Source organism: Pedobacter kyungheensis (genome assembly GCF_000812965.1).
Taxonomy (GTDB): Bacteria; Bacteroidota; Bacteroidia; order Sphingobacteriales; family Sphingobacteriaceae; genus Pedobacter; species Pedobacter kyungheensis.
The window spans coordinates 71,082-91,429 of sequence record NZ_JSYN01000020.1; the positions used below are offsets into that span (position 1 = coordinate 71,082).

General features: G+C 41.5%; 11 protein-coding genes. 4 read left to right on the forward strand and 7 right to left on the reverse strand.

Annotated elements, in window-relative coordinates; translation table 11 throughout:
- Nucleotides 1–4: 4 nt before the first annotated feature.
- The 3 genes from OC25_RS16945 to OC25_RS16955 form a co-directional block, all read right to left on the reverse strand.
- Nucleotides 5–3,445, reverse strand: a complete 3,441-nt coding sequence (locus OC25_RS16945; RefSeq protein ID WP_245222036.1) for a TonB-dependent receptor — start codon at nucleotides 3,443–3,445, stop codon at nucleotides 5–7.
- A gap of 127 nt (nucleotides 3,446–3,572) precedes the next feature.
- On the reverse strand, nucleotides 3,573–4,715 hold the full coding sequence (locus OC25_RS16950) for a FecR family protein (protein ID WP_039478447.1): 1,143 nt from the start codon (nucleotides 4,713–4,715) through the stop codon (nucleotides 3,573–3,575).
- A gap of 104 nt (nucleotides 4,716–4,819) precedes the next feature.
- A complete protein-coding gene (locus OC25_RS16955; protein WP_039478449.1) occupies nucleotides 4,820–5,392 on the reverse strand; it encodes an RNA polymerase sigma factor in 573 nt (190 codons plus the stop codon).
- A gap of 870 nt (nucleotides 5,393–6,262) precedes the next feature.
- Here OC25_RS16955 and OC25_RS27000 point away from each other — a divergent pair.
- Genes OC25_RS27000 through OC25_RS16975 form a run of 4 tightly spaced genes read left to right on the forward strand, consistent with a single transcriptional unit; the run spans nucleotide 6,263 to nucleotide 11,834 of the window.
- A complete protein-coding gene (locus OC25_RS27000) occupies nucleotides 6,263–9,151 on the forward strand; it encodes a DUF11 domain-containing protein (protein WP_156131507.1) in 2,889 nt (962 codons plus the stop codon).
- 20 nt (nucleotides 9,152–9,171) lie between these two features.
- Complete coding sequence (locus OC25_RS16965) at nucleotides 9,172–9,867, forward strand: hypothetical protein (RefSeq protein WP_039478452.1); 696 nt, start codon at nucleotides 9,172–9,174, stop codon at nucleotides 9,865–9,867.
- Between the two features lie 32 nt (nucleotides 9,868–9,899).
- The gene (locus tag OC25_RS16970) at nucleotides 9,900–10,844 is read left to right on the forward strand and encodes a T9SS C-terminal target domain-containing protein (RefSeq protein WP_039478453.1); all 945 of its coding nucleotides are present in this window, start codon (nucleotides 9,900–9,902) and stop codon (nucleotides 10,842–10,844) included.
- A 12-nt stretch (nucleotides 10,845–10,856) separates the two neighbouring features.
- Nucleotides 10,857–11,834, forward strand: a complete 978-nt coding sequence (locus OC25_RS16975) for a PorP/SprF family type IX secretion system membrane protein (protein ID WP_039478455.1) — start codon at nucleotides 10,857–10,859, stop codon at nucleotides 11,832–11,834.
- 12 nt (nucleotides 11,835–11,846) lie between these two features.
- On the opposite strand, the gene OC25_RS16980 is transcribed toward OC25_RS16975, so the two are convergent.
- The 4 genes from OC25_RS16980 to OC25_RS16995 form a co-directional block, all read right to left on the reverse strand.
- The gene (locus OC25_RS16980; RefSeq protein ID WP_156131508.1) at nucleotides 11,847–12,347 is read right to left on the reverse strand and encodes a hypothetical protein; all 501 of its coding nucleotides are present in this window, start codon (nucleotides 12,345–12,347) and stop codon (nucleotides 11,847–11,849) included.
- 196 nt (nucleotides 12,348–12,543) lie between these two features.
- Nucleotides 12,544–14,616, reverse strand: a complete 2,073-nt coding sequence (locus OC25_RS16985; RefSeq protein WP_082018630.1) for a heavy metal translocating P-type ATPase — start codon at nucleotides 14,614–14,616, stop codon at nucleotides 12,544–12,546.
- A 122-nt stretch (nucleotides 14,617–14,738) separates the two neighbouring features.
- Nucleotides 14,739–15,923: an efflux RND transporter periplasmic adaptor subunit gene (locus OC25_RS16990; RefSeq protein WP_039478459.1), complete on the reverse strand. Its 1,185-nt coding sequence runs from the start codon at nucleotides 15,921–15,923 to the stop codon at nucleotides 14,739–14,741.
- Between the two features lie 9 nt (nucleotides 15,924–15,932).
- Nucleotides 15,933–20,318, reverse strand: coding sequence for a CusA/CzcA family heavy metal efflux RND transporter (locus OC25_RS16995; RefSeq protein WP_039478461.1), 4,386 nt, complete (start codon nucleotides 20,316–20,318; stop codon nucleotides 15,933–15,935).
- Between the last annotated feature and the right edge of the window lie 30 nt (nucleotides 20,319–20,348).

Below are 20,348 nucleotides of genomic sequence, written 5' to 3' on the forward strand. Positions count from 1 at the left end.
TTCTTTAAAAGTTACATTTAATGCCAGCAGTCAACGACTTCATAGAAGGGTAGTTTCCTCTATCCCAACCATTTACCGTAGTTGCACTCCACGCTACTTCAGGGTCATAACCATCATATTTTGTAAACGTGACATAATTTTGGGCACTTATAAATATATTTATGGATGAAATTTTAAACTTCTCTAATAGCGGAGCCGAGATATTATAACCTAATGTAATATCCCTCAGTTTTATATATGAACCAGGTGATACCCAGGTACTGTTGGCAAAATCCCGTAATGATGCGGCACTATTTACCGATGGTTTATCGATTGTGGCGCCGGCATTCGGGCCAGTCCATCTATTATCAAAAGCAGTCTGACTAGGTGCCCATTGGCCATTTAAACTGTTTCGGTATTTACTGAATTCATTTACAATATCGTTGCCATATGATCCTACAAAGAGCAAACTTAAATTCCAGTTTTTATAGCTAAGATTGTTATTAAAACCAAACGTAAATTTTGGCTGCATATGCGTTAATATTTTCCTGTCGTTACCATCAATTATTTTGTTCCCATCAAGATCACTGAATTTATAATCGCCGGCACGTTTGTTTGGTTCGCCATTTGCAATAGCTTCAGCATTGGTATTATAAATGCCATCTACAACATAACCATAAAGCTGGCCGGTTGGCAAGCCTACGATGGTCGGAAACCAGTTTCCACCTGCCCCAATTTCCTTATAGGTAACCTGCTGGCCTTGAGGTGTTGAGCCAAGAGACAATACTTTATTTACATTTCGCTGTACGGTTAGTGTACTGGACCATTTAACAACACCATTTGTGTTTAGTGTAGTTAGCTGAAATTCAAGCCCCCGGTTTTGTACTTCGCCAATATTTTGTAATACAGAACCAAAGCCGGAAGAAGTTGGCAGGTCTACATTGAGCAATAAATCAACTGTTTTTTTGTTGTAGTAATCAAATGTAAACTGCAATCTTTCAGCAAATAATCCTAATTCTAAGCCTAAATCGAGTTGTTTTGTAGTTTCCCACTTAAGATTGTTATAGGGTAGCCCACCTTGAAAATAAGCAGTATAATCCTGATTATTAAATACAACGGTGGTATTGGATATTCTGGCTAAGGTTTGGTAGTTAGCAATAGCCTGGTTTCCAGAATGCCCATAACTGGCTTTAATTTTTAGATTAGAAATGGCTGGAATGCTTTTCATAAACTGCTCTTCTGAAATTCTCCAAAAAGCTGCTGCTGAAGGGAAGAATGCAAACTTCTTGTTTTCGGCAAATTTCGATGAGCCATCGTACCTTCCTGTTAAGGTTAAATAATATTTGCCTCCATAGTTGTAGTTTAACCTGCCCAGGTAAGAAATTAGTTTACTATCATTAAAACCAGTTCCCGGACGGGCAGGTGTAACTGCCGCCCCTAAATTATTATTCAGAAATATATCAGAAATAAAACCTGTACCCGTTCCGCTACTCAGGTTTTGTGACTTTGTAGTTTGATAGCTGATGCCGGCAGTTACATCCAGATTATGTTTATCAAAAGATTTTACATAGTTAAGGTAGTTTTCGGTTGTAAATGTTCTGCTGTTACCATAACTTTTCGATGCACGGCCTCCTGGTTGCCCGATACTGATATTAGATGGGGCATAATAATCGGACTTATCGAAACCGGCATCAATACCAGCGCTGGCTGTTAATTTCAATCCATCAATTATATCGTAAATTGCATTGGTTCTACCCAATATTCTTAAATTGGTTGAGGGGTTGTACAATTCATTTGATATACCAACAGGATTGGTTTCTCCGTATGATACACCGGTAAACTTGGTGTAATTTCCTTTCTCATCATATACTCCCTGGGTAGGTGGCAATACCATTGTAGTCCATGGGATACCTCCACCGCCATCGGCGCCACCATATACAGCTTGCGTGTAGGTAGAGTTTTGTAAAGAAAAGGTTGTATTTAACGAAAGCTTTTTAGTTAATTTCTGATCAAGATTTACCCTGAATGAGAGTCTGTTAAAGTTCGAATTTTTAATAATGCCGTCCTGATCATAATAACCAAACGAAGTATAATATCTCGTATTCTCATTGCCGCCGGAAAAAGAGAGGTCGTGATTTTGAACACGTGCATTTTGATAAACAAGATCCTGCCAATCCGTTCCTTTACCTGTTAACGAATCAATCTGACTGGTTTTCCAGGGCAAAGGTTTAGCAGGATTGTTTACGCCTGATGCATTATCATTATTTACCACTTCATTTTGAAGTATCGCATAATCATGGGCATTAATAATATCCAATTTTTTCCTTAAATTTTGAAAGCCGTAATAGCCGTTATAACTTACCTGTGTTTTTCCGGACTTTCCTTTTTTGGTTGTAATCATGATTACGCCATTTGCCCCACGACTACCATATATTGCTGTAGCAGACGCATCTTTTAATACTTCTACCCTTTCAATATCATCAGGATTAAGTTGGGCACTAATACCATCGGTTGGCAATCCGTCTACCACGTAAAGCGGGGCGTTTCCCCCATTAATAGAGTTTGTACCTCTGATTTTGATGATCATCGCTTCACCAGGCTGCCCTGATGACTGATTTACCTGTACTCCGGCTGCATTTCCCTGGAGCGCCTGGGCAACATTCGATATTCCTTTAACCTGTGTAATTTTATCGGCAGAAACAGAAGATACTGCCCCCGTGAGATCTGATTTTTTTACCGTACCGTAGCCCACAACCACCACATCATTCATTACATTATTGAGGGGTTTTAAACTAACTTTCAGAACAGTAGAATTTTTATCAAAGGCAACCTCTTGTACATTATAACCTATGTAACTAATAACCAATGTACCCTCATCAGTTGGAGATTTCAACCTGAATTTCCCTTCCTGATCGGTTAATACGGTTAATGTACTTCCCTTTAATTTTATTGTTGCCGATGGTAAGGTATTTCCTTTTTCATCTGTAACTATTCCATTTAATATGGTTTCTATTGAGGTTTGAGGTTTATAAGCGGCTTCAGGAGTTTTTTTAACCTCCTCCCGTATAACAATAGTCTGATCTTTAATAATATAGGAAAGACCTCTTTTAGCAAGAAGCATGGTAAGTACCTCATTTAAACTCATATTGCTAACATGCAAAGAAATGGGTGTAAAGCTTGAAATATGCTGTGTTTGATAAATGATTGCAAGACCAGTTTGCTTCTTGATATCTTTAAAGATCGATTTTATGCTTGCGTTATCTTTACTAATGGTTAAATTTTGTGCAAAGCCAGTTGCGGTAACCTGTGCTAAGATTATAAAGAGTAAAATAATTGTAAGGTTGATACGCATAAGTGTTCTCCTGCTGTTTTTGCCTATGGTGCTGGCAATTTTGCCAAGCATACCACTAGCTGCGTTAAGGAAATAGGCGGCTGGCCTATGCCTTAACAAATAGTTAAAAATCATATATTTGGTTAGTTTTATTGTATAGTTTGTTTATTAAGGGGCATTCGATGCAATCTTAAACTTAGCTGAAAGTGTTAGCGCACTTTCGGCTTCTTTTCGCTTTAGATTGAGCAGTTAACATTTTGTTTTATTTCATAACTATAACCCTCCTCCCTTCAATTTTAAAATGAACGCCGTTTGTTAATTCCAATTTTTCGAGCACTTTACCAATTTCCGCATAACGCGAAATACTACCACCAAATAATTGTTTCTTATCCGCGTCGAGGTAAACAACATCTACATCGTACCAGTTGCTAATTTTCTTCATGATTTCCTCAATAGGTTCATCATCGAAAATGAACATGCCGTTTTTCCAGGCCATTACATATTCTATATCCGCCTCCTGGGTATTAATCTGGTTATTTTGTACAGTAGCTTGCTGGCCTGGCTTTAACAGCTTAGAACCTGTTGGAAGGTTTATTTTCACACTACCTTCAAGCAGTGTAGTTGTCGTTTTTTGTTCATCACGATAGGCAGAAATATTAAAATGAGTACCCAAAACCTCGACTGTCTGAGTTGATGTTTTAACCAAAAAAGGGAGCCGATTGCCTAGCTTATCAGTCTTTTTTGCTATTTCAAAATATGCTTCACCTGTTAATTCTACTTCTCGCTTAAATGGTGAAGAACCAACTGAGAAACGCAGGTTAGAGCAGGCATTAAGCCAAACTTTGCTCCCATCCGGTAAGTTAATCTGATATTGTCCACCTCTTGGGGTCGCAATTGTATTTGATCCGATTTCTTTATTGCCCCCCAGCCCATCAATGATGTATGAAAGCTTGCCATCTTTAGATTTCATAATCTTAAAACCAGTTGCCTGGGCAATTTCTCCGCTTTTAACATCATTAAGAACTATTACTTTCCCGTTTGGCAAGGTTAAAGTGGCTTTGTTACCTGCTGGTTGTACTTTTACTGTGGCCCGGGCATCATTATTTGGGTTACCTGCTATTTTTTTGCTGTAACTGTTGTAAAAATGTAAGGTTGCCAATAATGCAATAACTATTGTTGCGGCAATTATCGGCCATAATGGAATAGCTCTCGGTGACTTAAAATGCGGAGGAAGTTTGCTTCGAATTTCTTTTAACTGTAATTCTTGATCTTGCGCTGTAATCAGGGGGCGTTCATTTTCTTCAAATTGATTATACCAAGCCTCTACCAGTGCCTTTTCTTCGTCGGTACAATTACCTTCGAGATATTTTTTTAACAACTGTTTTGCGTCTTTTTTTTGCACCATATCAATAATACAAGGTTATCGTTATGATTGTAAGACAGGTAGCTAAGGCATAACAGGTAGATGATTTTAAGAAAATGATAAAAAATTATATAATCAACTGATTATCAAATAAATAAACTTTTAACTAAATCCAGGTTAAGTTTACTTTTTAGAATTTTAATGGCATTACTAATCTGCTTAGAAACTGTTTGTTCAGATATATTTAATTTAGTTGAAATTTCTTTATGACTAAAATTAGAAAACCTGCTTAAGCTAAATACTTCACCCATCTTTGGCGGGAGGTTTCCAATCTGATCTTTGAGAAGACTTGTTAATTCGTTTTCCCTGATGCTTAAATCAGTAACATAATTTGCTTCATCAATAAAAAGTTGTAATGATCTGATATAATTTGACTCAACGTTTTTATGCGAAATAATATTCAGAATTTTATTTCTTGCCGAAATATAAAGGTAACCACTCAGATTATCTGTTACAGGTAATTTTGCTCTATTTATCCAGAGGTTGATGAAAATCTCTTGTAAAATATCTTTCACTTCATCAAAATTGCCAGTTTTTTTATAAATGTGCGTTTGTAAATCCTTTTTATACCTATCATATATTTCGGTATAAGCCATGTGATCATTGGCTTTAGTCCTAATGATCAACTCCTGGTCGCTAAGTGATTTATAGATAGACATTTAATTTTAGCAGCTAAAATTTCAACTAAATTACATTAACATATTTACTTTTAAACATGGTATCGGCAGCGACTAGAAAATTGAACATTTAACAAAACAACTTAAATAAGCGGTTTTATAAAATGTTCTTGAGTGGTTAGCATTCTATTTCTTTGAATACTGCAATTAAACAATAACTGTTTGATATAAATTTAGTCATTTTGTCAAATTATTCTTAAATATTAGCCTATTGTACTTCAAACTTTGCGATTTGAGTAATAATGGATTTAGTTATCGCAGTGAAAGTTTACAAATCTGGAGTTGTGCTAAATTAATGAGCAGGCTAACAGGCTATCTTAAGGCCAAAACTCCCGTTCAACTATTTACATAAGCTTAATATTACAATGCTTTGAGTATGAAATTCATCATGCATTTATGCCGTTTCATCAAAAAAACTAACAAATACGGCCTTTATCTACAACAAATAAGAAACAAAAAGACAAAGCCACTACAGAAACATTCCCAACAGCTCTAATTACTTATTTATGAGTAGTTTATTTAGCAAAACTTTACGTTTCGCAGTCGACGATAGATTCAAAACACCTAATTATAATGTAGCTTTAATAATACCTATTTATAGCTATATGAAAATAATAAGAAAACAGCACTTTAAGTTGGTGTAAAATTAACACAACACGTATTTTGGCAAACAATATTTGAACTAATTTAGTGTTGAAGAAATCCTCAAACTGAGTTTTCATATCCCAAATCAGATTAATAATCCTACTAAGGAGTAATAATCTATTGTCAAAAATTAGTCTGACTTGCTTTGTAGGTTTCGATTAGTGTTTGACGCGTACAGTATTGGAATTAGGGATAATTAAACCAAACATGATTAAAGCGCTACTTAGGTTAGTATTTTCTATAATTATTGCCTCTTTTCCCATTTTTGCGGGAGCGTTTGCCTATGCCATGCCTGTTTCGGTTAAGGCTATCCCTTTTACAAATTCTCTTACTGAAAAAACACTTAAAACCAACTATTATTCAAGGGCGCTTAGCTATTCCAAACACTATATTGCACCTGCCCCCTGGCAATACTGGAGCAAGGCCAACGAAATTGTTATTACGACTGATAACACTGCCACGGTAACCGGAACCATTAAAAAAAGTGACGGCACGCTGATTACCACCTTTAGCTGCTCGCAAAACAACCCTTTCACCTATCGTTTTGCTGGTTTGCCAAAAGATGTTCCTGCTTACAGTTTAAACACGGTAATATCGGCTGCCGGTATTATTGTAGAGGCTACCGCTTCAATTGCTGTGAATTTAAGAAATATAGCTTCGGATGCCCTGGGCGACGATGGAACAGATAGCGACATTAAAGGAAATGCTTCTTTGTTTAGCTTTGGCGATGCAGCCATTGGCAATGCTTTCAGGGTTGGTTATTATCGCGATGGCGAGCTGGCCGGGCCAACTCACACCCCCATTTACAGCATCATGGCCATTGAAAATAACACCATTGTTAAAATTGGTGGTGTGGCCACAGCCACTTTAAATGCCGGCCAAAGTTATCTTTTTCATGCCCCTATAGGCACACTTGTCGAATCTTCCGCTTCGGCAGTGATGAACACGTCTGCTGATCTTGATGCGCCCGGGGGCTGTGGCGATGGAGCCTTTAACCCTGTTCCACCAATTTCCTCATTGGGAAAAGAATATGTAATTGTTAGAGGGGAAGGAAATCTTACAGCAGAACAATCGACCATTATTGCCAGCGAAGCCAATACAACGGTTACGATAACTAATTTCGATGTTAATGGAACTCAAAAAACGACCCAAACCATTACGCTTCTGCAGCCTGGAGATAAGTATACTTTTAACCATGGTTATGTTTATGGCGATTACAACCCGGATAATAACACTGCACGCTTCTCCTCGTCTATCATTGTGGCCAATAAAAACATCGAAGTTTTTTCAGGAACAGGTGGGGTTTCGGGCGGCGGAGGTTGTGAGGTAGACGTATCAGCCCTGGTTCCCATATCAGGATGCTCGGGTTCCAAACGCGTAGAAACGACCAAGTTTACAGGTTATATTCCCACCAATGATCTGCCCTATTTCGGTTATATCTTAACCAGAAGTGCGGATCCGATTTTATTAACCACAATTGGCGGCACACCAACCTATACCAATCAGGATATCGAAACGATTGCCGGTACCCGCAAGCCATTGGGCAGTACCGGCCTTTCTTTAATCAGCTTTACCAATACCACTATCGGAAAGCCCGGCATTGTTTCTATTACCAGTTTGGGCAGGCTTACCATTTCGATGGTGCAACAGGGCGCTGGTTTCTCCATGTCGAACTTTATTACGCGTTTTCCGGAAATGGCCGAGCAGCCGAACGTAAGCCAAACCAACTGTGCATCGGCTACACTAACAGCTGTTGCCAATGCTGCCCCATACCAATGGTATTTAAATGGAGTGGCCATTAGTGGTGCCACCTCCAATACTTACGAAGCAAGCTCATCAGGCAATTATAGCGTAAGCTATCAACTCGAATGCGGGGTTAGTGCCCCTTCACTGCCTATCAACATTTCACTTTGTAATATTGACAGGGCCATTACTAAAACAGTTGATATTGATTATCCCGAGCTGAACAGCAATGTAGTGTTTACCTTAAAAGCAGAAAACCTGGGCAATGGTAATGCCGTTGGGGTATCGGTTACCGATAAATTACCGGCTGGCTATACTTATGTTTCCAGCATAGCGCCTTCGGGTACCAGCTACGATGCAACTACGGGGATCTGGACCATAGGCGATTTGGCCAGCCTGGCTAGCGTTACCTTAAAAATTACGGCCAAAGTGGTACAAAACGGAGTGCTTACCAATACAGCTACGATTACAGGCTCGCAACCCGATCAGGTAACGTATAACGATCAAAGCAGCATATCTACCACTACGGGATCTGGCGACCGGGTTGTGTGCATCAATACAGCTATGGATCCCATTATTTATACCATGCCAAATGGCACCAACAGCGTTGTGGTGAGCAACCTCCCTGCCGGAATTACCTATAGCTATAACAAACCCGCTAAAAAACTAACTATTAGTGGTACACCAACTGTAGCGGGTGCAGCAGCTACTTACAGCATTTCTACCACGCCTTCATCCAGTTTTAGCTCATCGGGTAGCATTACCGTAAACGGCAATGTAAGCAACCTTTTATTTAACAGCGGCTTAACCAGCAGTCGTTGTATGGGAACCGGTACAGATACCTATTTAGCCACAGCCAGCAACACCACAGGCATTGTTTACAGCTTATCACCTTTGTCGGCAGGTTTAATTGATGCTTCAACCGGGCAGCTAACCTGGTCGGCTAGTTTTAGCGGAACAGCCACCATCACCGCAACAGCAAAAGGTTGCGAAGAAAAAACAGAGACTTTTGTAGTTACGGTAAATCCGCCACCGGGTCTCACACTGGGTAGCGACCCCGAACTTTGCCAGGGTTTTAATACCACGCAATTAAGTTATACCAACCCGATAAATAGTCCTGTTACTTACAGCATTAGCTGGGTATCATCAGGTTTTCCGGCTCAAAACAACCAGGCACTTCCAGCTTCAAATATCCCCGTTAGTGTTCCAATCGATGCGCCTGTAGGCACTCATGCCGGAATTTTAACGCTAAAAAATGCTGCCGGCTGTACCACGCAAATCAATTTTAACATCAAAATAAATCCAAAACCATCAGCACCGCATGTGCTGGTTAATGCCAATTCACAATATTAACTCATTTAAAAAAAATCCCCATGAAAAATTTCTTTACCCAAACCCTTTTAATCATTGCGACCATCTTATTAACAGGTAGCTTTTTAACCGCATCGGCACAAGCTTTAGCACCAAATACGGCCGGCGTAAACCTTTTTTGCTCAGACGGAGAGCTTACCCTCCCTGCGGCTACTGCGGGTACCGACTGGATTGTAAAATACAGCGCAACCGCTACCACCACACCTTCAACTGGAATTACTTTAAGCGGCGGAAATAAGGTGGCGAATGCCGATTTAAAAACCGGTTACTATTATCTGAGCTCAAAATCCAGCACTCCAGGTTCCTGCGAATCGGAAATGCAGGAAATTCCGGTTTATGTTTTAAAGCCACTGGCACCAAACATTACGCCTGCCGATTTCTGCGTGGAAAGCCCCCTGGCACAGGTTGGTAGCGTTACTAACCCCGAAGACCCTGCAAAAGCGGCATTGGTTTACCAGTGGTATACGGTAGCCGGAGGTGCCGAAACCATTATTGCCGGAGCAAATACATTAAGTTATACACCAACAGCTCCAACCGTTGGAAGCATTACTTACCGCTTAAAGGTTGGATATGAAATTAACGGCAGCAGATATTGTCCGCAAATTGTAGATAAAACCATTACGGTAACCGCTAAACCTACCAAACCAACAATCAGTATTGGTACAGCACAAGGTACAGCCACTGCAGTAACTTTTTAAATAAACCTGCTATTCCCGGTAAAATCTGATACATGAAACTGAGGTTTTATACCTTCTTGTTGCTGCTATTCCTGTTATTATTTAACACAAAGGGATACAGTCAGGATGCTCCGCCAGGGCGCCAAACGATTACGATCGCCGAAGGGTCGTCTGTAATCCTGCGTGCCAATTCGGTTGGGGCCAGTACGTATATCTGGTTTAAAGATGGGATACTGATTCCGGGGCAAAATAAACCGACACTGATTACCGCCACAGCAGGGCTTTATAAGGTAGCCTCGATTAACAAAAGCGGCTGTACTTCAGATTTATCGGAAGATGTACGTGTTCTGGTAGTACCGGCCAGTTCGGCCGATGTATCGATTACCAAAAGATCGGCATCGAAAACGGTAGTAAAGGATGAGGTTTTTGAATATTACCTCAACGTAAGAAACAATGGTGCAGATGATGCTACAGGGCTGGTTATTGAAGATAAGCTACCTGAATACCTCAGTTTTGAAAGCCTTTCGGCACCAACAGACGGCACTGCAGATTACGACCCTTCACTGCGAAGCGTGAAATGGAAAATTGACGGGCTGGCCAATGGCAAATTTGCAGAGCTGGTGATTAAAGTGCGCTCGAAACAAATGGGAATGGTGAGCAATACAGCAACCGTAAGTGCAAATGAGGCCGATCCAAATCTCAGCAACAATACTTCAACCGATAACAAGGAAATTTCGGGTTTAAGGATACCAAATGTGTTTACGCCTAATGGGGATGGCAAGAACGAAACGTTTTACCTCGAACACCTGAACTCCTATCAGTTTAACGAAGTTACCATTATTAACCGCTGGGGAAGTACGGTTTACCAAACCAACGATTATAAGAACGACTGGATGGCTCCGGGCCTGAGTGATGGCACTTATTTCTATGTAGTAAAAGTAAAAAATGGCAATGCCGACTGGATTGTGTACAAAGGATATGTAACCGTGATCAGATAAAATTAAGACAACATGAAAAGGATATTGAAATTAATGATGGTGCTGATGTGTTGCTTTACCAAAATGGTTTTTGCACAGCAAGAAGCACAGTTTGGACAATATGTTTTTAACGGTATGTACATTAACCCTGCCTACACAGGTTACAAAGAAGAGTTGTACTTACAGGCCTTTGCCCGCGCACAATGGACAGGTGTTAAAGGTGCACCGCAAACACTTTCGATCTCGGCTGATGAGGCCATAAACGACGAAAGCCTGGGCATAGGTGCCATTATTACCAAAGATAAAATCGGGGCACAAAATTCGCTAAACGCCTCCGCCAATTTTGCCTACCGTATTAAGCTCGACCGCACAGAAACCAACATACTGGCTTTTGGTTTGGGCGTTGGCGTAATGCAGGCGGGCTTAAACGGCAATTTACTTGATCCGATTGAACAGGGCGATAACCGTATTCCGACGGGTAGTGTGAGCCAGATTACGCCCGATATCAGCGCGGGTATTCATTATTCGAATGAGAAATTCTTTATTGGTTTCTCGGCCAATAATTTACTGGGTAAAAGCTTATCGTTTTTTGGCGATTATAAATTACTGAATGTTAAAATGCAGCCGCATTTTTACCTGAGTGCCGGAGTAGCTTTACCTTTTGCAGATGATTTTGTGTTTAAACCAACCTTCTTAATTAAAGACGATTTACACGGGCCAACCTCCCTTGATTTAAATGCTTTTTTGCTGGTTAAAGAGCGTTTCTGGATTGGCGGGGTATACCGCAGCTCGGTTAAGCTGTATCCGAAATCAAATTTGCAAAGCAATTTAACCGCAAGAAGTGCCGTTGGACTAATATCGGAACTTTTTGTACGCAGCAACCTGCGTATTGGTTATGGTTATGATTATAGCTTAAATAAACTCAGCAATTATGATTATGGCTCGCACGAAATCTCAGTGGGTTATTACCTTGTAACTAAAAAAAGTCGCAGGCCCAAATGTTATTTTTAATACAGGCTTAATCTATTTCCAGGCGGTGAAAGCAAAATGAGTTCCCTTTTTTTCAACCTTGCGTTTTTCTTTATTTACATAGATAAACAAGTATTTGGCATCCGGTTCAGGCTTTTCGGCATCAAATTCGAAAGCTGCGAAATCATTTTCAGGTATTAATTTACGGGCAATTACTTTTTTGGGCAGATTTAAGGTAAAATAAGTCAAATCTTCATTCATCACAATTTCGCCAAATTTGGTATCGTCCAGATTCCAGATATCCAGCCTGTCATTTACCTCAAGTGTAAATGAGATTACCCCTGCTCCCCTTTTCACCTCATCAATATAAGAGGCAAAATTTTGGTTTTCGTAAAGTAAACCTTTTTCATAACGTGGTTTAGGTGCATTGGGATGCTGTGAAGCAACCGCCGTGCTTTGTGGTTTTTCTTCAGCCTGTACGGTTTCTTGTGGTTTACCCGTACAGCCAAATAGCAAAGTGGCCATCAGGATATAAAAAACATGTCTTTTTCTCATTTTTTCTTTAAGCTTATGCTTAACCGCAATATACATACCAAATGTTACCGCGCAAATTGGCGCTGCAAATTTTACAAATCAGTAAAATGAGGCGCCATTAACACTTGAATTAAAGAAAGGAGATAGCTAACCAGGCCATCTTTAAGTGATGTATTGGTTAGCGTATTTCCCTGCACATATAAGCAAATAATAATGGTTATTTCTTTTGCTTTGTAGCGCTATTAGCATATTGATTTTGATAAGCCAGCAAACGCAAGGCATTGAAAACGACCACAAGTGTAGACCCTTCGTGTGCAATAACAGCAGGACCAATTGAAGCTATACCGGCAATGGTTAAAGGAATTAGCGCAGCAACTACGCCCAGCGATATCCATAAATTCTGTTTGATAATGGATCTCGATTTACGGCTTAAACCTATTGCAAAGGGAAGGCTTTCCAGTTTATCGCCCATCAGGGCAATGTCGGCTGTTTCCAATGCCACATCAGAACCCGCTGCCCCCATGGCAATACCCACTGTACTTTTGGCCATTGCCGGGGCATCATTTACCCCATCGCCTACCATGGCCACCATTTTTTCTGATTTGGCCAGTTTTTGCACGGCCGCAACCTTATCTTCGGGCATGAGATCGCCCCAGGCATCGGTTACACCAATCTGTCTGGCAACGGCATCCGCTACCTTTTGGTTATCCCCGGTAAGCATAATCATTTTTTTGATACCAAGCTGGCTCAAATCCTCCAGTGCTTGTCTGGCTTCTTTCCGCGGAATATCCATCAAAGACAAAATTCCGGCAAAAACACCACCAATCTTTACCAACATGGCGGTATGTCCACCTTTTTCCAGTTCGGTCATTTTATCCTGCGCTTCCTGTGGTATTTTATCGGCTTTGAAAAGTGCCCGGTTACCGATAAAAATCTTTTTACCGCCAACTTCAGCTTCAACACCACGCCCTGTAACACCTTTAACCTGTTTGGCCTCGGGAAATTCGATATCTTTTGATTTTTCCACAATGCCTTTTATGATGGCTTGCGCCAGCGGATGATCGCTTCGTTTTTCAACTGCACCAACCAGCCTGAGCAATTCGGCTTCGTCAAAATCATTTAAAACAATTACATTGGTAAGCTGAGGTTTGCCTTCGGTAAGGGTGCCGGTTTTATCAAAAGCAATGGCATTGAGTTCGCCAAGGTCTTCCAGTGGTTTCCCTCCTTTAATTAGTACACCCCCGCGCGCTGCCCGCGCTACTCCGCTCAACACCGCACTTGGCGTAGATATAGCAAGGGCGCACGGACTGGCAGCAACCAAAACCGACATTGCCCTGTAAAAGCTTCTGGCAAATGGTTCATCAATTACCAGAAAAGCAAAGCATAGCAAGGTTACCAATACCAAAACCGCAGGCACGAAGAAACGTTCAAATTTATCGGTAAAAAGCTGGGTGGGCGATTTCTGCTTTTCGGCCTCATTTACCAGCTTAATCAGACGTGATATGGTCGAATCGCTGGCTTCGCGAATGACCTTTACTTCCAGTACTGAAGTTCCGTTAATGGTGCCGGCGAAAACCCTGTGTACAGCTTTAATTGTTTTTTCCCTGGCATAATCTATCGTCATGTCATCTACCGGCATTTTATCAACAGGTACACTTTCGCCTGTAATGGGCGCCTGGTTAACTGCTCCCTCCCCTTTTATCACAACCCCATCTGCAGGAATTTTACTATTGGGTTTAATGATAATTACGTCGCCCAACACGAGCATTTCAATCGGAACCATGCGCTCTTTTCCATCGCGCACAACCAATGCTTCCGGAGGAGCCAGATCGGTTAGCGCCTCGATAGATTTCCGGGCCCTTCCCATGGCATAATGCTCCAAAGCGTGCCCCAGGCTAAAGAGCGCCAGCAGTAAGGCCCCCTCTGCCCATGAGCCTAAAATGGCAGCACCTATTGCCGCTACGAGCATCAGAAAATCAATTTCGAAACCACCTCTGGCAATGGTTTCTACAGCATCTTTAGCCGTAAAAAAGCCGCCGAAGAAATAGGCCAAAACGTAAAAAGCCAAACTGCTCCAGGCTGGTAATCCATTCATAAAAGTAAGTCCGTAGCCAATAGCCAGCGCTACCGCACAAATGATGGCAAAAATCATTTCGGTGTTCTTTCCAAAAATGCCACCATGTTCATGGTCATCTTTTTCGGCTTTGTTTTGCGAAGCTGCCTTTCCTTTTTCAGCTTCGTGATTATGACCGCTGTGGTGCACATGCGGTTGATCTTTCTTCTTATCCATAGTAGTGATAGATTAAAGTATTCACTCCTCTTTAAACAGGGAGCAGCAATAAACATTTTGATTAGTAAGGTGTTCTGCCAACCAGAACACCTTAACTTTAATATTTACAAGGCATTTCAGGATTATTCTTCCTCACTATTCTTCATTTTCGAAAGCAGGTCGTAAGTGCCTTTAATCACTACATTGCCCTGAAAATTTCTCGCTGATGGTAATGTCACTTCTGTAAATCCACCATCAACCAGCCCGGTGGTAACCTCTACCATTTCAAAATGATAGGCTTCTCCTTTAGCATCATCGACATTTTTAACGAAAATATATTTCTTTCCTTCAAAATCGACCACAGCACTTGCAGGCAGCGCAAGTACCTTTATTGTTCCTGTTTCTATCAGCGCTTTAAGATAGGTACCCGGTATAAAGCCTGTAATGCCCTGGGCAATGGCATGTACCGTTACCGTTTTATCGGTATTAATTTCGCCACCCACCAATTGTACTACGGCAGTACGTTGTGTCGAATCGTTGGTAAGCGAGAATATTACCTTTTGCCCTTTTTTAACTTTTTGAGCATCTTTCTCAAAAACCTTAAGCTCAACGTGGAGGTTAGTACTGTTAACGATTTCGAACATGGCGTCGTTGGGGGCAACGAATTTCCCGGTATTTACATTTACCTTGGTAACGTAACCATTTATTGGCGAGTAGATGTTAATCTGACTCCTGATATTACCTGCCGTCAGTAATGAAGGATTAATGTTAATTAATTCCAGGCGTTGTTTTAAGGCACTTGCCCGGGCCAGGTTGCCCTGATAAGCGGCTTTGGCCTGTTGCAGGGTTTTCTGTGCATTTACCTGCTGCAGGGCAAGGGTTTGCTGGCGTTTATATTCGGCCTCAGCAAGTTCGAGCTGGCTTTTACTCTCCAGGTAATCTTGCTGCAGCTGTACATATTCCTGGTTTTGCAAAATGGCAATAACCTGGCCTCTACTTACTTTGGTACCCTGCAAAAGTGATGTCGATTTCACAATCCCTCCCATTTGCGTGGTAATACTCACCAGATTTTGTGGCGGAACATCAATAAACCCGTTTACTTTCAACATGCCACTTAACGCACGCAGCTCTGCACTCCCCAATTCTATCCCAATTGCTTTATATTGTGCGGCATTTAAAGCTACTGAATTGCTTTCGCTGCTTGCTGCGGTATCTGCTGAAACTGCTGCAAGTGCGGTATCGTGTGTTTTACCGCCGCATGAGGAAAGTATGCCCCCTAATAGCGCTACATACGATAATTGGCTAAGGGCTTTAATTATTCTTTTCATTTTATGTTCTTATTTACCTTTGAGGTACTGTAATGTATATATGGATTGATTGTACTGGTTAATGGCTGCCAGATAGTTGAACCGGATATCGGAATAAGTGCGAAGTGCCTGCAGGTACTCTACATAACCTATTTCGCCTGCCTGGAAAGCAATTTGCGCCTGTTTTAAAATCAGATTAGCATTCGGTAAAGCACTGTTTTCATAATAGCCTGTACTTTTCGAATTTTTAGTCAGATCTTGATAGGCTTGTTCATACCTTCCCCTTAAATCGGTTTGTGATAGTACGTACTCACTTTCTGCCAGCTGCTTATCAATTTTTGCCGCCTTAATGCGTGAGGCAAAAGGTTTGAAAAACAAAGGGATTGATATTCCGGCTGATATGCCCTGGAAACGCTTCCCTCCCGTATAAAAAACATCTTGTCCATTGACGTTCTGGATGCCAATAAGCGACTGGTTAAAATAACCGATGCTAAAATCCGGACCAGATCGCGAGCGTTCCACGCTAATTGCTTTATCTGCAATCTCAATCTGTTGCTTTTGAAGTAAAAGAACAGGATTATCTAACGTTACGGTATCAGCCGGTTCGGCTATCCGGTTTTCCTGTTTAAATGCAGCTTCTGTAAGCTTAAGCTGATCGCGGGTATTGAGCAAACGTTTCAGTTCGGCCATATAAGTCATTATATCTGCATCATTTTTACTCATTTGATTCCGCACCTCATTGTACTGGGTTTCGGCTGTTGTTTTTTCAAGCAAATTGGTTTCTCCAGCTTTATAACGCAACGATGCCGCCTTTAAAAAGTTACTGTACACGCTATCCTGGCTTATGTAAAGCTTTTTAAGGGCATTAAAATAAGCCAATTGTGCATAAACACTTTTTACCTGATAGGTTAATGCTTGCTGACTAACGGTTAAACCAATTTCTGCTCCCCTAACCTGTGCATCGTACAGATTCTTTTGGCTTTTGAACAAACCGGGATATGGAATATTCTGGGCGGCAGAAAAATTATTATCGAGTCTGAAGGTATTTATCTGCCCGTACTGGAAGTCGATATTGGTTTTGCCTAAATCTGTTGCACTGCCCTTTAGTGCCTGCTGTTTTCCGATTTGAAGCGAAGCCGATTTAATGCCCGGATTATTGGTTAGCGCTATATGAACAGCCTGATCCATCGTGATGCCTTGCGTGGGCACGGTTTGGGCTTTGGCAGGATTAACCAGCGAAAACAAACCAATTAGTAAAGTAAAGGTTAAAACTGTTGAGGGAACAGTTGTTTTTTTACTTTTTTTAAATCCCTCGAAATAAGTATATAGCACTGGAAGAACAATTAAAGTTAATATGGTTGAAGTAATTAGCCCGCCAATAACTACAGTAGCCAGTGGTTTTTGTACTTCGGCGCCAGCTGCACTGGATATGGCCATTGGCAGAAAACCCAAAGAGGCCACGGTAGCGGTCATTAAAACCGGACGCAGCCGGATCGCTGTACCTTCAAGTACAATATCCCTGATGCTGTATTTATTCATTTTCCTGAGCCGGTTAAACTCGGTAATGAGCACAATACCATTGAGAACCGCTACCCCGAAAAGCGCAATAAAGCCAACTCCAGCCGAAATACTGAAAGGCATGCCCCGTAGCAATAAACCCAGAATACCACCAATAGCAGCCATTGGTATGGCAGAAAAGATGAGTACAGCTTGTTTAACCGAGCCAAATGAAAAATAAAGCAACAGCAGGATGAGCAGCAAGGCTACCGGAACGGCAACCGATAGTCTCGCGGTGGCTTCTTTCAGGTTTTCGAACTGGCCGCCATAGGTAATATAATATCCTGCCGGCAGTTTGATTTGCTGATTAATCTTGTCCTCAATTTCAGTAACTACGCTTTGAATATCGCGTCCACGCACATTCAATCCAACAATAATCCTGCGTTTGGTATCTTCGCGCTGTATTTGGTTCGGACCAATTTTAAACTCAATTTCGGCAAGCTGATCGAGTGGAACCTGATTTCCGTTTGGCGCAGTTACATAAACATTTTTCACATCGTCAATACCTTTTCGGTTCTGTTGCGATAAACGCACAACAATATCGTAACGCTGCTCGCCTTCGTAAACAAGGCCTGCAGATTGGCCTGCAAAAGCTGTATTAAGGGCCTGATTTGCGGTTTCGACACTCAAGCCATACTGTGCAATCCGGTCGCGGTTAATTTTAACCACTATTTGCGGCAAGCCTGTTGCCTGCTCGAGGTACAAATCTTTTGCTCCTGCGACACTCGAAACAATCTTTCCTATTTTTTGCGAGAGGTTGGTCAGGGTTTGCAGATCATCGCCAAACACTTTAATCCCGATATCCTGTCTTACACCCGAAATCAGTTCGTTAGAACGGAGCTGAATGGGCTGAGAAAAACCAAAACTTACTCCGGGTACATCTTCCAGGGCTTTACTCATTAATTCAGCGAGTTCTTCCCGGTCCTGTGTGGTGGTCCACTCTTTTTTATCTTTGAGTACAATGGTCAAATCGCAGGCTTCCATGGGCATTGGATCTGTAGGAATTTCGGCAGCACCAACTTTTCCAATCACTTCCTTAACTTCAGGAAACTTATCAACCAATATTTTCGAAGCCTGGTTTACCTTATCAATGGTTTGAGATAAGGAACTTCCGGTAAGCAAACGGGTTTCTACAGCAAAATCGCCTTCTTCCAACGTTGGGATAAATTCGCCTCCCATTCTGGTGAAGATAAAAATGCTGATGGCTAAAAGTACCACCGAAGAGATTACGACAAGCTTTCTCCGCACCAATGCCCCTTTAATCATTGGGCTATAGTAGCGCTGAAAAAAATCCATCATGCGATCGGAAAAGTTTTTCTTATGCACCACTTTTTTGCTCAGCAGCAATGAAGATACCATGGGCACATAAGTTAGCGAGAGGATAAAAGCACCAATAATGGCAAAAGATACGGTTTGTGCCATGGGGCCAAACATTTTACCCTCAATACCTACGAGGGCAAGAATAGGAAGATATACAATGAGGATAATGATCTGCCCAAAGGCCGCAGCGCTCATCATGCGCACCGCTGATTTTTCTACCTGAGCATCCATTTCTCCTTGCGTGTAAGCCCTGCCCAGTTTATTTTCTGAAAGGATGTGCATGGTTGCCTCTACGATAATCACCGCACCATCTACAATCAGCCCAAAATCAATAGCCCCAAGGCTCATCAGGTTACCCGACACCCCAAAAAGATTCATCAGCGAAATGGCAAAGAGCATAGCCAGTGGAATTACGGATGCTACTACCAGGCCAGCCCTGAAATTTCCGAGAAAGAGCACCAATACAAAAATTACAATCAGTGCTCCTTCGATCAGGTTTTTGGCTACGGTACCCATGGCGCGGTCAACCAGTGCGCTCCGATCCAGAAAAGGTTCGATAGTAACGCCTTCAGGTAAAGTTTTATTGATGCGGGCAATTTTAGTTTTTACCTGCTTTACAACATTATTGGCATTTGCACCTTTGAGCATCATTACTATCCCGCCTACCGCTTCGCCCTCACTTTGTTTTGTTGCCCGTGTTAATGCCCCGTAGCGGATGGAATTTCCGATCTGAACGGCTGCAATATCATGAATGAGCACAGGAATACCATTGGCATTGTTTTTTACGACAATTTTATTGATATCATCGAGGTTACCTACCAAACCTTCGCTCCTGATAAAATAGGCATTGGGTTTCTTATCGATATACGCACCACCAGTATTCTGGTTGTTTTGTTCAAGCGCAGTAAATACATCGCTTATGCTCAGGTTTAAACTCCTGAGTTTATCCGGGTCGAGCGCAATTTCATATTGCTTAAGCAAGCCACCAAAACTGTTTACCTCGGCAATACCCGGCGTTCCAAGCAACTGCCTCCTCACAATCCAATCTTGTATACTACGCAGCTCGCGGGCGTTAAACTTGTTTTCGTAACCAGGTTTAGCATGAACAACATATTGATAAATTTCGCCCAACCCGGTTGATATTGGAGAAATTTCAGGATTTCCTAAACCTGCCGGAATATTGTTTTTAGCTTCCGAAAGCTTTTCGTTAACCTGCTGTCGCGCCCAGTAAATATCTACATCATCGTGAAATACGATGGTTACAACTGAAAGTCCGAATCTGGAAATGGAACGCACCTGCTCAATCTCCGGGATGGTAGACATAGTTTGTTCTACCGGGTAAGAAATAAGCCGCTCCACTTCCTGCGTGGCCAGCGACGGGCTAAGCGTGATTACCTGTACCTGATTATTGGTGATATCGGGTACGGCATCAATAGGTAATTTTTTAAGGGAATATATTCCCCATGCAATCAGTCCTGCCGTGAACAAGGCAATAATCAGCTTGTTCTTTATAGAGAACTGAATAATATTTTGAAGCATTATTCTTTTAATTAAGTTAAAACAAAAAAA